Raw genomic sequence first — 15,355 nt, 5'->3', positions numbered from 1 at the left:
GGCATGTGGCCCCGGTCCGGCGCATTGGCGCTTTCAGGGGTCAGGGCTCGCGGGCACGGGTCGTGATCTGGACGAAGTCCGCGCTGATCTTGTCCTGCCCGTGCTTCGCGGCGATCTCGCGCAGGCTCTTGTCGACGGCGCGCAGATAATCCGGTCGCGATTCCGATTCGGGGCGCAGCCCGTCGAAAAGCGGCACCGGCGTGACCAGCAGCACGATCAGCTCGGTGCCGAAAGGCTTTGAAATCGTCCATCCGGCCACCGTGCCGATCGTCGCGCTGTAACGCGGTGGCGCCCGGTTGGCTCTCGCCCGCCGGCTCGGCACGAGATGGACGACGGTGCCGTCGAGGGCGTAATAATCGACATGGACATAAGACTCGTATGCGGGAGTCGTCACGTCGATGATCAGCGAGTCGCCCTCCGTCAGCGCGGTGCCGCCCGCCTGCATGCGGATCGAAGTCTTGCCGCCGGCCTGCCGGTTCTTCGTCCAGTAAGGCGCGAATGCTTCGATCACGCTGCATTTGTCGGCGCTGACCTGCTGCACATCGGTGTTCAGCGTGGTCACGCCGGGGATCGCGGTCAGCGCGTCGCGCAAGCGTCCGAGCCCGAATGTGCCGGGCAGGTAGCCCTGCACTTGCAGCGTGTTGCCGCTGCTCGACGCCGCGAGGGCCGAGCAGGGCACTTTCGCCAGCACCGGCGCGACCGACGCGACCGACAGCGGCGGGATCACGGCGGGCGGTGCGGGCTCGGGTGCCGAGGGCTCGGCGGGCGCGGCGGCGACCGGAGGAGGCGCCTCCCGGGGGGCGCCGGCAGCGGGGGAGGGTGCTTCGCCCTGCGCGAGCTCCGCGGGTTTTCGATCGTAGAGGAGCGCGATCGCGACGAGCGCCGCGGCCACCACCGCTGCAATCCCCGCCGTGACGGGCAGCGCGATGCGCCGCTGGGGTTTCATCCCGGCGAGGAATTGCGCGACGCTCGGAGTGCGGGTTTCCCGCTCGAACGACAGCGCGCTGCGCAAGGTGCGCCAAGCCTTCGCGGGCAGATTCTTCGGTCGCGGCGGACGCAGCCCGGCGTTGCGCGCCTGGGTCGCCGGCAGTTGTCCGAACGGATGCGCACCGGTCAGCAGCTCGTAGGTGATGCAGGCGAGCGCGTAGATATCGTCGCGCGGGTCCGGTTCGCGGTGCTCGAGGATCTCCGGGCTCGCGTACGCCGGAGTCAGGCCGCCGAGGCTGCCGGCGTCGAAGACCGTCGCTTCGGCCTCCTCCTCCGAGCGGCGGAAGACCCGCGCGATGCCGAAGTCGATGACCTTGACGGGACCCTTGTCGGTGAGGAAAACGTTCGCCGGCTTGAAGTCGCAGTGGACGAAGCCGTGCTCGTGCGCGTAGGCCAGCGCGTTGGCCATGCCGGTGATGATCGGCAGCGCTTCCGCATACGGCATGCCGCGGAAACCCTGCGCGCGCAGCACCCGGCTCAGCGGCTTGCCGGACAGGTACTCCATCGTCAGATACACCATCGACCCGTCCCGGTCGAAGTCGTACACCGCGACGATGTTCGGGTGGGCGAGCGCCTGGGCTTTGCGCGCCTCGCGCTGCAGCGCGATCAGGGATTTCGGATGGCCGCGGAACTGGACGTTCAGCACCTTGATCGCGATATACGGGTTGCGGTCGGAAGCTTCGAGCTTGCGCAGGTCGAGCGCCTTGTACACCGTGCCCATGCCGCCGAAGCCCAGGCATTCCTCGAGCAGGAAGCGGCCATTGACCGTGTCTCCGACGCCCTTGATGCGGTCCGGCTCGGAGGGCGCGGTGCCGGCGGCGGGAAAATGAATGCCGGGAACACCGGGAGCGTGGACGCCCGGAGCGATCTGCATGCGCGTCTGGTCGTCGTTCGCGTCCTTGTGCCCGGTGCCCGTGAGGTGCTCGATGCGCCGATGCACCTCGGCGTACACGTCGGGCGGCAGCGGCAGCTTGGTGTGCTCTTCGCTCAGGACTTCGAGGAGCTTCGCCTGGTCGGGCTCGTTCGTCGCCAGGACGCGATCGACCTGCGCGAAAAACTCGTTGGGAGACAGACCGCCGCTGCGGAAAGCGTGAATCGCGTGCGAAAGACTAGCCATCTGCTTCCCCTCGGTCGGTCAGGAGTCTTCCGGGCTCACGTTCGCGCCCGGTCGGGATGACGAGGATGAGCGGGGCGATGGTGCGGGTTGATAGATGGGCGCGCATCGAAGCGTATTGTCGAACAGGGAGAACGATCGTGGCGTCACCGTGCAGGGATTCGTCAATCGAAGTTTCCTTAAAAAATATAGCCCATCCGGACGGGCTTGGCGGGTGGGTGGGCGGAGTTGCGATCGTGGGCGCGGCGGTCGAAGAACACGGGCGCCAGAATCATGTGTTTCTGCTTGACGAACAGAGCTGCGGGAATGTGTTCGGCGCAAGCAACCACTACTCGGCGCGCCGCCCTGCGAGCGCCGCGGACGATCTCCCTTGCGCTGTAATGAAAATCATATTTTTCAATCATTTGTAGTGCTTTACCGAGCGCATCTGGTGAGCTGGTACGGTCTCTGCGATAGGTCTGTCGAGCGCGCGAAAAGTGCTCGACGCAAATCCAACCCGTAACAGAGACCTCACAGGAGATCCACCATGAAAACCCTGACGATCAGCGACCTGTCCGTGACCGAAGAACCGGACCGCAGCGCGATGGCCGGGGTGCGTGGCGGCTGTCAGGGCGGACAGGCGTTTTGACGATAACCCGGGCGGGACTGCCCCGCGGCGCGGCCCCGCTTGCCCGGAACCGCTATTTCCATCACGAGTCGAAGTTAAGCGATCGTCCGGCGCACGCGGGAGGGTGGGGAATGCGAAACACAGTGGCCGTTCCCGAGTCACGGGGCCCAGTGACCGCGTACCTCGAAGTCACCGCAACGGGCGAGGTGTTCCCCCTTCACGACGAAACGGTGATCGGCCGCGATCCGCAGGATTCGCTGGCGGAGGGGCGGTTCCTCTGCATCCCCGAACACACCATCAGCCGCCGTCACGCGCGCGTGTGCCTGAGCGGCGGCGAGTATTTCATCGAGGACCTGCATTCGTTCAACGGCACGTTCGTGCTCGGCAAGCGCTTGCGCCCCGGCGTCTGGCATCCGCTGCACGACGGCGACGAGCTGTCGATCTCGTCCACGCAGCTCGCGTTCCATTCGCTGCTCGTGCCGCCTCGCGACAGCGCGCCGGCCGTGATCCGGCAGACGGTGGACGCGACCCAGTATGCCAGGCCACTCGAGGGACCTCCGCCGCAGAGCGAGGACGGCGACGCGCAGGGGGTGATCCGCAAGCTCCACGCGATGGCGCAGGTCGGCATCGCGCTCGGCGCCGTCACGAACTCCGCCACGCTGACCGAGAAGATCATGAACCTGATCTTCGAGCTGTTTCCGCGCGCCGAGCGCGCCTTCATCCTGCTGAGGAAGAACGAAGGCGAGGCGCCGGTGCCGGTCGCGGCGCGCTGGCGCGACGGCACCGTCGAGGACCCGGAGCAGCTGAGGATTTCTCGCACTATCGTCGACGAGGTGCTAAACAGGAAACTGTCGATTCTCTCCGTCGACACGCTGGCGGATCGCCACTTCGGCTGCCAGGAATCGATCGTTGCACAGGACATCCGGAGCGTCATGTGCGTCCCGCTGCTGCTCGAGGGCGAGGTGCTGGGACTGATCCAGCTCGACACGTCTTCGGATCCCTACGCGTTCAAGGGTCAGGATCTCGAAATGCTCACCGGCGTGTGCGCGGAGATGGCGGTCGCGCTGAAGAACTTCCAGCTGTACTCGGATATTGAGCGCCTGCTGGAAGGCTTCGTCCGCGCCTCGGTCCAGGCGATCGAGGAACGCGACCCGGTGACCGCCGGGCACTCGTTCCGCGTCGCGCACTACGCCGAGAACCTCGCCCGGGCGGTCGACCGCACTGACGAACCCGAACTGCGCGGCATCGCGTTCACCGCGGACCAGCTGCGCGAGATCCGTTACGCGGCGCTCTTGCACGACTTCGGCAAAGTGGGCGTGCGCGAGCATGTGCTGCGCAAGGAGAAGAAGCTCCACCACGCCGAGATGCGCCTGCTCGAACAGCGTTTCAAATACGCGTGCGCGTGTCTCGAGCGGCAGGCCTACCGGAAACTGGCCGAGCTGCACTGCGAGCGCGAACTCGGCATCACCGCGTTCCGCGAAGAAAAGCGCCGCCTCGAACAGGGGCTGCGCGAGGAGGTCGCGCGTCTCGACGAGTTCCTCGCCGCGATCCGCCGCGCCAACGAGCCGGCGATCTCGTACACCGAGCGCTCGCACGAGCTCGACCGCATCCTCGGCTGCACGGTCGACGAAGCGGATGGGGTTTCCGTGCCGTTGCTGAGCGACAGCGAGTTCGCGGCGCTCAGCGTGTCGAAAGGCTGCCTGACGGCCGAAGAGCGCAAGCAGATCGAGTCGCACGTCGCCGACTCGTATTCGTTCCTGATCCTGATCCCGTGGACGCGCGACCTCGGCGGCGTGCCGGCGATCGCCCACGGCCATCACGAAAAGCTCGACGGCTCCGGCTACCCGATGGGGCTGCGCGGCGCGCAGATCAGCATCCAGACCCGCATCCTGACGATCTCGGACATCTACGACGCACTGACCGCCGGGGATCGTCCGTACAAGAAGGCGATATCGCTCGAGCATGCGCTGGATCTGCTGGATGCGGAATGCCGGGCGGGACGGCTCGATGCGCGGCTGTTCAGGGTGTTTGTCGAATCGAAAGCGTGGGCCACGGCATAGGCCGCGGAGCGCGAACTTTTCCCGTGGAAGGTGAAGACGCAATGGCTTCCCCAATGTCGATGTCAAGGCCGTGCGGGCGGCCCCTGCCGCTGCTGCGGGCGTTGCTGGCCGGCTCGCTGGCGCTGCTGCTCGCGAGCTGTGCGGGCGTGAAGGTGCCCGAATACCAGCGCCCCGACACGCCCGGCAAGGCGTCGTGGTCGCGTCCCGCGGTGTCGGCGGCCGACACGATCGCGCCCGACTGGTGGCGGGAGTTCCGCGATCCGACCCTCGACGAGCTCGTCAACCGTGCGATCGCCGGCAACTTCGACGTCAAGATCCTCGCCGCGCGCATCCAGGTCGCCGAGGCGCAGATCGGCGAAGCGCGCGCCGGCGCGCTGCCGACCCTCGACGTCGGCGCCGGCGCGAGCTTCGAGAAAAGCACCGGACAGAGCTTCCGCAAGCAGTTCAACCTCGGCACCCAGGTCAACTGGGACATCGACATCTGGGGCAAGGTCGAGAAAGGCGTCCAGGCGCAGACCGCAGAATTCCACGCGACCGAAGCCGACTGGCGGGCGGGATATCTGACGCTGGTCTCGGACGTCGCGACGACGTATTTCCAGATCCTCCAGCTCGACGAGCAGATCGACCGGCAGCAGCGCGCGCTCGACCGCAGCCGGCAGATCCTCGCGACGTTCGAGGCGATGCTCGGGCAGGGCCTCGTGCCCCGCACGCAGGTCCTGCGCCAGCGCGCCGAGAACAACGCGCTGACCCGCGACCTGCTCGAACTGCAGCGCGCCCGCGGCCTCGCCGGCAACGCGCTGGCGACGCTGCTTGGCGTGCCGGCAGGCGAATTCACCGTGCCGCCGGGAAAACTGCAGGAGCGCGTCGGGCTCCCGGCGGTGCCGGCCGGGCTGCCTTCCGAGCTCCTGAGCCGCCGCCCCGATATCGTCGCCGCCGAGTTCCGGCTGCTCGAAGCCTACGACCTCGTCGGGCAGGCGCGGCTCGCGCAGCTGCCGTCGATCAGCCTGACCGGTCGCGGCGGCACGTCGAGTTTCGCGCTCGGCGACCTGCTGAAATCCTTCACGTTCGGCTTTCTGCCGAGCATCAACATCCCCGCGTTCGATCCGAGCATCAAGGCGCGCCTCAAGACGACCGAGGCCCAGACCAAAGTCTTCGAGCATGAGTACCAGCGCACCGTGATCGCCGCGTTCGAGGAAGTCGAGAACGCGCTGACGAACCTCGAGGCTCATCGGCAGCAGCGCACCGAGCTGCAGCAGCAGATCGACCAGCTGCAGATCGTCGCCGCCCAGATCCAGGCCCAGCTCAGGGAAGGGCTCGTCTCCCAGCTCGAAGTGTTCGAGACCGAGCGCTCGCTGCTCGCGGCGCAGCTCGCGCTGCTCGCCAACCATCAGCAGATTCTCGCCGACACGGTGACGCTCTACAAAGCGCTCGGCGGCGGCTGGCCGACCGTCGAGGTCGCGAATGTCCGGCGCTGAGCGCGCAGATGAGGAAGTGCCCATGGGGAAACGCAGATCAGCTATGCGAAAGAGGCCTGTTAATGACGTTCGTTTTGTCGCATGAGTGACGCGGGGGCGTTCGTCGCCGTGACGCCGACCGTTGCCGGACAGGAGCGCAACGTGCTCCTGCAGGCGGTGTCGCGCCCGGAACTGGGCGACATCCTGATCGAGGAGTCGCTGTTCGCGATCGGGCGCAACGAGCCGCCGTTCGCGACGTACGATAAGGAGATCGTCGCCGAGCTGTCGCGCCGCCACGCGCGGGTGTTCTGGGAGGGGCGCGAGCTGTACGTCGCCGACCTCGGCAGCAAGAACGGCACGAGCGTCAATGGTGTCGCCGTCGGCGAGAAACCTTCCGCGCTGCGCGACGGTGACGAAGTCTGCTTCGGCGGCGTGCTGTCGTATCGCGTCCGGCTCGTGGCGCGGGCGAAGAAAGTGCAGCGGGCCGGGACGCTCCTGAGCCTGACGCTGACCCCCGAGCGCGACGACCTGCTGCTCGAACCGGTCGTCATTGCCTCCTTCCCGTTCCTGATCAGCAAGATCGACGACATCATCGCGCGCTACAAGAGCGCGTACCCGCATCAGGTCAATTACATTTCGCGTCGCCATGCGCACATCTTCCTGAAAGGCGGCGCGCCGTTCATCGAGGATCTGGGCAGCACGAACGGGACCTTCGTCGGCGGCACGCGTCTCGACGAGCACGCCGTGGAACTGCACGACGGCGACGTCGTCGCGTTCGGCGGCGATCACTTCGTGTACCGCGTGAGCCTGCAACACGAAGCCGAGACCGAGACCGAGCCGACGGTGACCGGATTCACCCCTGCCGCTGCGGCTGCAGAAGACGATCCGGGCAACCCGGACAGGACGATGTTCATCGCGGCGCCCGACTCGTTCCTCGACATCTTCTGCATTTCCCCGCCGCCGCAGCCGGACGAAGTCAATGACGAGACGGCGCAAGCCGGCAGCCCGGTGCCGCTGGCGCGGCGGGAGCGCAGCCGGACCCTGCTCTTCGTGCGCGAACTGGGCAAGGCTTTCGCCGGCGGCGACCGAGGGACGGTGAAACGGATGCTGCGCTGGGGCATTCCCCTCGTCGCGCTGCTCGTCGCGGTCGCGTTCGGCTTCTACCGCGCCGGAAGTGCGGAACGCGAGCTCGGGCGCCTCGTCGCCGCAGGCGACTTTGCGCGCGCCGCAGCGGTCGCCGACGCGTATCTCGCGAGCGATCCGGACGATGGGGCGCTGCAGGCGCTCGGCACCGAGGCGCTGCTGAAGGCGAAGCTCCCCGAGTGGGTCGGGAACCTGCAGGTGCGCGCGTTCGACCGCGCCGCGGCGCTCGTCGCCGACATGAAGGCGCAGGCCGCGCACAACGCCGACGCGCAGCCGCTGCTCGCCGAGCTCGAGTGGGTCGGCGAGCTCGAGCGGTTCGTCGTCGAGCGCGGTGGCGTGGACGCGCCGATCCGCATCTACGCTGACGAGGAGCGCATCGGCACGCTGCTGCAGCGCTGGCACGCCGATACCCGCGCCCGCCAGCGCGCGCTCGCCCGCGTCGCGGCGCACGTGCCCGAGTTCAGGGACGTCCATGCCGAAGTGCTGACCCATCTGCGCCGGCTCGAAAGCGACGAGTCGGTGTATCTCGCTGCGATCGAGCGGCTCAATGCGGGCATCGCGGCCGAACTTGACGCCGGCCGCGCCGAGACGCTCGACGCGTTGTTGAACGACTACGCCGGGAAGTACCCGCGGCTCGCCGGCCTCGACGCCGTGCGCGAGGATCTGCGCCAGTTCGTCGAGCTCGACCGGGCGCTGCAGGCGCGCCGCCTCGAGCCGCTGATCGCGCTGCTCGAGAAACTGCATTTTTCGACGCCGCCTTTCCGCCAGCATTTCGCCAGGCTCGGCGAGACGCGCCTGCCTTCCGGGGAGGTCGTGCGCCAGCACCAGGCGGCCGCCCGCGCGTGGCGCGAAGGCCGGGGCGAAGAGGCGCTTGCCGGCCTGCAGCAGATTTCCGCGGGGCCGTGGGCGGAGGTCGCCGCAGCCGAGCTCGCGCGCAAGAAGACCGTGCTGCAGCAGTTCGGCGCACTGCAGCAGGCGCGCGGCGGCAAGGGCTACGACGAGCGGCTGCTGGCATTTCACGCCTCGCTCGATGAGAGCGAGGACGCCTATTTCATCCGCGCGACCGGGGCCGACGTCGCCGCCTACCGGGACCAGGCGCTCGCGCACGCCAACGGCCTGCTGGCCCGCGCCGCGGCGCAGTGGCGCCAGTACCGCAGCGCCGGCGGGATCGGCGGCGAGCAGCGGCTCGAATCGGGCATCTCCGGCACGTTCCGCTCGCAGGCCCGGCTGCTCGCCGAGGCGCAGTCCGCGGCGCGACAGGGCGCGCGGATCCACAAGATGCTGAAAACGCAGATGGGCGAGCAAGCAGTCGCGGTCCAGGCCGAGATCGACGCGGAAGCCGAGCTGCAGCGGCAGTCGCTGCAGGAGCTTCACAGGGTGCTGGAGCCGGGGCTGCTCAAGGCCAAGCTGGCGCTGATCGGAGGGCAGAGCGATGAAGAGCGAAAATCACCTTAAGCCGCTGACCGAGGCCCTCGAGGATCACAGCGCCGAAGGGATCGCGATCCTGATCGCCGAGCCGTCGCGCTTTGGCCTCGCCCTCGTCGCCGCCGTCCTCGGGCTGGTGCTGTCCGCGCTGGTCTGGTCGTTCGTCGGGCGCGCCGACGTGATCGTCACCGCGCACGGCGTGCTCGCGCCCGAATCGGACGTCCGGCGCGTCTATGCGCCGATCGACGGCGAGCTCGCCGACATCTACATGGAAGCGGGGCAGCCGGTGTCGCAGGGCGACGTCCTCGCCCGGCTCAACGCACGCGGAGCAGTCGAGGCGGCGACGCACGCACTCGAGGCGCAGTTGAAGCTCGAGGACGCCGAGCGGGAATGGAAGCAGTTTCCCGAACGCAAAGCGCTGTTCGAACGCAAGGTCGCGGCCTTGAAGCAGCAGATCGAAGCGGCGCTGCAGCTGCACGAGCGGCGCACCGCGGAAGGCACGACGAAGCTCGCCGAAGCCCAGCGCGCGCAGCTGCAGCAGGCGCGCAGTGAGCTCGACAACGCGCGGCGCATGCGCGACAGCACTCGGCTGGAGCTCGACCGCTTCCAGCGGCTGTTGGCGCTGCCCGGCGGCGGCGGGGTGTCGGAGCTGCAGGTCGAAGCGAAGAAGAGCGCGTATCTGGCGGCGGAAAATGCGCTGCGCGTCGCGCAGTCGCGGCTCGGCGAACTGGACTTCCGGCTGAGCCAGGAAACCGCGCGGGCGACGGTCGAGCTCGAAAGCGGCGACCAGGAGCTGACGCGGCTGCGCATCCAGTACGACGCGGCGGCGCGCGAAATCGCGAACGAAGAGGACAAGCTGCGGCTGCAGCTGCAGACCGCGCGCCTCGCGGCGAACGCGGCCGAACGGATCCGCTTCGAGAACATCGACAAGGACAACTTCCTGCTGATCCTCGCGCCGGTGTCGGGCGTCATCACCGACGTCGCCTCGACGCAGCCCGGCGACAAGATCCAGGCGAACACGCCGCTCGGCGGCATCGCGCCGAAGGACGCGCGCGCGGTGCTGAAGATGGACATCGCCGAGCGCGACCGCGCATTCCTGCGCGAAGGTCAGCCGGTGAAGCTCAAGTTCAACGCGTTCCCGTACCAGCGCTACGGCCTCATCGACGGCCGGCTCGAGTTCATCTCGCCGGCGACTTCGCCCGCCGCGCAGAGCAAGGAGCCGGTCTACGAAGGCCACGTGACGCTCTCGCGCGATCACTACGAAGTCGCCGACACGCGCTATCCGGTGCGCTACGGGATGACGGCGACCGCGGAGATCGTCGTCCGCGAGCGCCGCCTGATCGACCTCGCGCTCGATCCGTTCCGCCAGATCAGCGGCTGACCCGATCCCCGCGCTTATACAAGGAGCACACCAGATGACCGCGATAGTGCGAATCGACGACGAATCCATCGGCACCGGGGAATTCGTCCGCATCCTGAAGCTCACCGGGCGCTTCGACAGCCTCATCGAGGAGATCATCCGCGACCGGCTCACCGTCCATGCGGCGAAGAAGCAGGGCGTCGCGGTGTCGGCCGACGAGATCCAGGAGCGTGCCGACCAGTTCCGCCGCGTGCTGGGGCTGCACCGGGCGGCCGACATGAACCACTACCTCGACGCGCGCGGCGTGAGCCTCGACGAGTTCGAGGCGTTCATCACCGACAGCCTGTACCAGGAAAAGATGATGCAGCGCGTCTGCAGCGACCAGGCGGTCGAAGAATACTTCCAGCTCAACTCGCCGAAGTTCGACAGCATCGAGGTCAGCCACATCGTGCTCGAAACCGAGGGCCAGGCGAAAGAGATGATGTCGCTGCTCGCCGAGGATCCCGACAGCTTCGCCGAGCTCGCGCGCGAGCACTCGACCGCCGACACGCGCGACGACGGCGGCTTCATCGGCAAGGTGATGCGTGGTTCGCTCAAGACCGAAATCGAGGCCAAGGTGTTCAACGCCGCGCCCGGCGACCTGCTCGGACCGTTCGCCGCGCCCGACGGCGCGTTCCACGAGATCTTCCTCGTGAACGCGAAGAACCCGGCGCGGCTCGACGAAGAGACCGCGGCCGAAGTGCGGCGCCTGCTGCGCGAAGGCTGGCTCGCGGCGCGGGCGCAGGAACACATCATCGAAATGCGCTAGCCCCCGAGGTGATCATGTCCACCGACGCCCCACCGAAACTCGATTCCCTCGCCGACTTCCTGTCGTCGGTGGAGCTGCTGTCGCCGTTCACGCGCGACGAACTCGATCACCTCGCCGGGCAGGCCCAGCCGCGTTTCCTCGCGTTCGGCGAAACCGTGTGCAACGCCGGCGAGCCTGCCGACGGCGTGTTCGTGATCCGCGCAGGCTCCGTGCGGGTGTTCGCCGACGAGCACGGCAAGGAAATCAGCCTCGGCGTGCGCAAGGCGCGCGAGACCGTCGCCGAGATGGCGATGCTGCGCGAGTACCGGCACGAATTCTCGGCGCGCGCGTCGACGAAGACCGAGCTGCTGCTGATCCCGCGCCAGGCGTTCGAGCCGGTCCTCGCGAAGAACCCGGCGGCGCAGGCGTTCGTCACCAGCTATGTCGCGATCGGCTCGGCCGGCGGCGTCGTCGCGCGGCTGTTCGATCTGCGCGGCAAGGTCGATAAGGCCGAACTCGAGGAGCTGGTGCGCAGCGTCGGCGTCAAGCGCGTTGCGGCCGGCCGGGAGATCCTCAAGCAGGATGCGCGCGACGACCGCCGCCTGTACGTGGTCCGCCAGGGCGAAGTGCGCGTCGTGCGCAGCGAGCAGGGCACCGAGTACCCGCTCGCGACGCTCGGCCACGGCGAGATCTTCGGCGAGAAAGCGTGCCTGATGCGCCAGGAACAGCCGGCCTCGGTCGTCGCGACCGTCGACACGACGCTGCTGGTGATCCCGGAGAAATCCGTCCACCAGATCCTCGAGCGCAATCCGAAGCTGCGCGAGGTGCTCGACGAGCGCATCCGCTTCGTCGAACGCGAGCTGCAGCGGCAGAAAAAGCTCGCCGAACGGCGCAACCTGCGCGTCATGCTCGACCTGCAGTCGAAGCCGGAGCTCGGCGAGCGGCTGATCCGGCGCTTCCCGCTCGTCGAGCAGGCCGAGGAAATGGACTGCGGCGCGGCGTGCCTGGCGATGATCTGCCGCCACTACGACATCCCGATGACGCTCGGCAAGCTGCGCGAGCTCGCGAACGTGACGACGCAGGGCGCGACGCTCGACAGCCTCGCGCGCGCCGGCGAAGCGCTCGGCTTCACGACGCGCGGCGTGCAGTGCACGTTCGATGCGCTGCTCGGCTTCGAGCTGCCGTTCATCGTGCATTGGGAGGGCTACCACTACATCGTCGTGTATGGCGTCTCGAAGCGGCAGGTGTGGGTCGCCGATCCGGCCGTCGGCTTCAGGAAGATCGCCATCGAAGAGTTCGAGCGCGGCTGGAGCGGCACCTGCCTGCTGTTCACGCCGGGGCAGAATCTCGCGCAGCTGACGGTGTCGCGCTCGCCGTGGCTGCGATTTGTTTCGTACCTGCGGCCGTACAAGAAGATCCTCGCGCACCTCGTCATGGCGACTTTCGTCATCCAGGTGCTGGGCATCGTGCCGCCGCTGATCATCCAGAACATCCTCGACGGCGTGATCGTGCACGAGAACGTCAGCCTGCTGCACCTCCTGATCGCCGGACTCGTCATCACCAATCTCTTCACGCTGCTGATGTCGGGCATTCGGGCGTTTCTCGCGAACTTCATGGTGCGCAACATGGACTTCGCGATGATGTCGCAGTTCTTCAAGCACACGCTGTCGCTGCCGTTCTCGTTCTTCGCCAAGCGCAAGACCGGCGACATCTTCGCGCGCTTCCAGGAAAACCAGACGATCCGCGCGTTTTTGACCGAATCGACGGTCACGACGGTGCTCAACCTGCTGATGGTGTTCATCTACTTCACGATCCTGTTCCTCTACAACGTCAAGATGACGCTCCTGCTGCTCGCGTTCGTCATCCCGATCATGGCGCTGACGGTGCTCGTGACGCCGAAGATCAAGAACTACGCGCGCGAAGTGTTCACCACCTCGACCGACGCCAAAGCCTTCCTGATGGAAGCGCTCGGCGGCGTCGAGACGGTCAAGGGCATGGGCATCGAGCGCCCGGTGCGCCTGAAATGGGAGAAGAAATACGCGAAGGCGCTCGAGGTGCAATACCGCGCGCAGCGCTTCAACGTGCTGGTCGGCATCGCCAGCCAGGTGCTCAACGCCGCGACGACGATCGCGATCCTGTGGGTCGGCGCGTCGCAGGTGTTGGCGCACCAGCTCACGATCGGGCAGCTCATCGCGTTCAACGCCCTGATGGGCAGCGTGCTCGCGCCGCTGATGGGGCTGGTCGCGCTGTGGAGCCAGGTCAATGACGCCGGGGTCGCGATGGAGCGCCTCGGCGACGTGCTCGACATGGAGCCGGAGCAGCGCCCGGAAGAGGTCGCCTCGCGCGTCGTGCTGCCGGACCTGCAGGGGCACATCGCCCTCGAAGGCGTGTATTTCCGCTACGGCGGCGACGAGACGGCGTACGTGCTCGAGAACATCAGCTTCGAGATCAAGCCCGGCGAGCTCGTCGCGATCGTCGGCCGCAGCGGGTCGGGCAAGACGACGCTGGCGAAGCTGCTCGTCGGCTTCTACCCGCCGACCGACGGGCGCATCGTCGTCGATGGCTACGACATGGCGACGATCGACAAGGACTACTACCGCGCGCAGGTCGGCTACGTGATGCAGAGCAATCTGCTGTTCTCCGGCACGATCGCCGAGAACATCGCCAGCGGCGACGAGGCGCCGGACCGGCGGCGCATCGAGGAGGTCGCGCGCATGGCCGATGCCCACGCGTTCATCCGCAAGATGCCGCTGGGCTTTGAACAGATCGTCGGCGAGCGCGGCGTGGGCCTGTCCGGCGGCCAGATCCAGCGCCTGTGCATCGCCCGCGCGCTGTACCACGATCCGCGCCTCCTGGTGTTCGACGAGGCGACTTCCGCGCTCGACACGCAGTCGGAGAGCAACATCATCAACAACATGCACGACATCCTCGCCGGGCGCACCGCGGTCGTCATCGCCCACCGGCTGTCGACGATCATGCGCGCCGACAAGATCCTGGTGCTGTACGAAGGGGCCATCGTCGAGCAGGGGCGCCACGACGAGCTGGTCGAGCGGCGCGGCATGTATTACCAACTGGTGCAGAAGCAGCTGGCGGCGGCATGAAGATCCTGACTCCGGGGTTGCGCGGCAGTGCGGTGATTTCGTACGCCGGGCTGCTCGAGAAGATCGAGATCCTGCGCTCGACGCTGCGCTGGGCGCCGACGCTCGCGCGGCCCGAGATCGAGAAGCTCTTGCGGCAGGCCAACGCGGTGCGCGACGAGGTGATGCAGCTGTCGCACAAGGAGCGCTTCGTCGAGGCGGCCGCGGCCGAAAGCGTGCGCGTCGAGCGTACGCCGGGCGCGCGGCGGCGGGCGCTGCTCGAGCGCAGCTTCGTCTTCGAAGGCGCGTTCGGCGACAACCCGCAGCTCCTGGAGGCGCTCGAAATCGCCGAGAAGGCGGCGCCGACCGACCTGCCGGTCCTCATCGACGGCGAAAGCGGCACCGGCAAGGAGCTGATGGCGAAAGTGATCCACGCCAACGGCTCGCGCTCCGACAAGCCCTACATCTCGGTCAACTGCGGCGCGATCCCCGACAACCTGCTGGAGTCCGAGCTTTTCGGCCACCGCAAGGGCGCGTTCACCGGCGCGGTGAGCGATCGCAAGGGCAAGTTCGAAAGCGCGCACACCGGCACGATCTTCCTCGACGAGATCGGCGAATTGCCGCTGTCCGGGCAAGTGAAGCTGCTGCGGGTGCTCGAATCGCACGAGATCCAGCGCGTCGGCTCCGACGAGCCGATCGCCGTCGACACCCGCATCGTCGCGGCGACGAACCGCAACCTGCGCCGCCTGAGCGAAGAAGGCCGGTTCCGCGAGGACCTGTTCTATCGCCTCGGCGTCATCCACGTGACGCTGCCGCCGCTGCGCGAACGCCGCGACGAGATCCCGCTGCTGTTCGCGTTCTTCGGCGACGAGGCCGCCGCAGCGCTCAAGCGCCGCCCGGTCCGCATGACGCCGCGGCTGCGGGAGTTCCTGCTGGACTATCCCTATCCCGGCAACATACGGGAGCTGCGCAACATGATTTACCGCGTCTCCTGTCTGGCCGGGGAGACCGCCGACCTGCAGCATCTGCCTGCCGATATCCGCCCCGATGCGACGCGGTCGGCACCGGCAAATGCGGCGGCCGCGCTGCCGGCTGCGAGCGACGCGTCGGCCGCGACGGCAGCCGCGATATCGCTCAGCGACGCAAAACGTGCCGCCAGCGATGAGGCCGAGAGGCTGTTCCTCGAGCGGGGCCTGCAGCAGGTCGGCGGCACCGTCGCGGAGCTGGCGCGGCGCTGCGACATGAACCGCTCACACCTGCAGACGCTGCTGAAGAAACACGGCATCCGCTCGAAGGACTTCCGCCACCGCCCGCCGTCCCGCGGCGACGAGGGCCGCTGAG

9 protein-coding genes are annotated in these 15,355 nt (G+C 67.7%); 7 read left to right on the top strand and 2 right to left on the bottom strand.

Features of this window, described 5'->3' with window-relative positions; translation table 11 throughout:
• Positions 1–40 precede the first annotated feature (40 nt).
• Both GO606_RS21320 and GO606_RS21315 read right to left on the bottom strand, forming a co-directional pair.
• Positions 41–2,104, bottom strand: coding sequence for a serine/threonine protein kinase (locus tag GO606_RS21320; RefSeq protein WP_169118607.1), 2,064 nt, complete (start codon positions 2,102–2,104; stop codon positions 41–43).
• 176 nt (positions 2,105–2,280) lie between these two features.
• Positions 2,281–2,505, bottom strand: a complete 225-nt coding sequence (locus GO606_RS21315) for a hypothetical protein (RefSeq protein WP_169118606.1) — start codon at positions 2,503–2,505, stop codon at positions 2,281–2,283.
• Between the two features lie 334 nt (positions 2,506–2,839).
• Between GO606_RS21315 and GO606_RS21310 the strand changes: the two genes are divergently transcribed.
• The 7 genes from GO606_RS21310 (at position 2,840) to GO606_RS21280 (ending at position 15,354) form a co-directional block, all read left to right on the top strand.
• A complete protein-coding gene (locus GO606_RS21310) occupies positions 2,840–4,768 on the top strand; it encodes an HD domain-containing phosphohydrolase (RefSeq protein WP_169118605.1) in 1,929 nt (642 codons plus the stop codon).
• 53 nt (positions 4,769–4,821) lie between these two features.
• On the top strand, positions 4,822–6,243 hold the full coding sequence (locus GO606_RS21305) for an efflux transporter outer membrane subunit (protein ID WP_246979828.1): 1,422 nt from the start codon (positions 4,822–4,824) through the stop codon (positions 6,241–6,243).
• Between the two features lie 81 nt (positions 6,244–6,324).
• Positions 6,325–8,820, top strand: coding sequence for an FHA domain-containing protein (locus GO606_RS21300; protein ID WP_169118603.1), 2,496 nt, complete (start codon positions 6,325–6,327; stop codon positions 8,818–8,820).
• Entirely contained in the window at positions 8,798–10,171 is a 1,374-nt protein-coding gene (locus GO606_RS21295) for a beta-barrel domain-containing protein (RefSeq protein WP_169118602.1), read from the top strand. The genes GO606_RS21300 and GO606_RS21295 overlap by 23 nt, the downstream gene beginning before the upstream one ends.
• Positions 10,172–10,205: 34 nt before the next feature.
• Positions 10,206–10,958 (top strand): peptidylprolyl isomerase, encoded by a 753-nt coding sequence (locus GO606_RS21290; RefSeq protein ID WP_169118601.1) that lies wholly within the window; start codon positions 10,206–10,208, stop codon positions 10,956–10,958.
• Positions 10,959–10,972: 14 nt separating this feature from the next.
• Positions 10,973–14,038, top strand: a complete 3,066-nt coding sequence (locus tag GO606_RS21285) for a peptidase domain-containing ABC transporter (RefSeq protein WP_169118600.1) — start codon at positions 10,973–10,975, stop codon at positions 14,036–14,038.
• Complete coding sequence (locus GO606_RS21280; protein WP_169118599.1) at positions 14,035–15,354, top strand: sigma-54 interaction domain-containing protein; 1,320 nt, start codon at positions 14,035–14,037, stop codon at positions 15,352–15,354. Before GO606_RS21285 ends, GO606_RS21280 begins: the two co-directional genes overlap by 4 nt.
• The last annotated feature ends 1 nt before the right edge of the window (position 15,355 follow it).

The sequence above is a fragment of the Aromatoleum anaerobium genome (genome assembly GCF_012910705.2).
In the GTDB taxonomy this organism is placed as follows: Bacteria; Pseudomonadota; Gammaproteobacteria; order Burkholderiales; family Rhodocyclaceae; genus Aromatoleum; species Aromatoleum anaerobium.
Note: the sequence above shows the minus strand (reverse complement) of the source record. Positions and strands in the feature narration are given on the sequence as shown.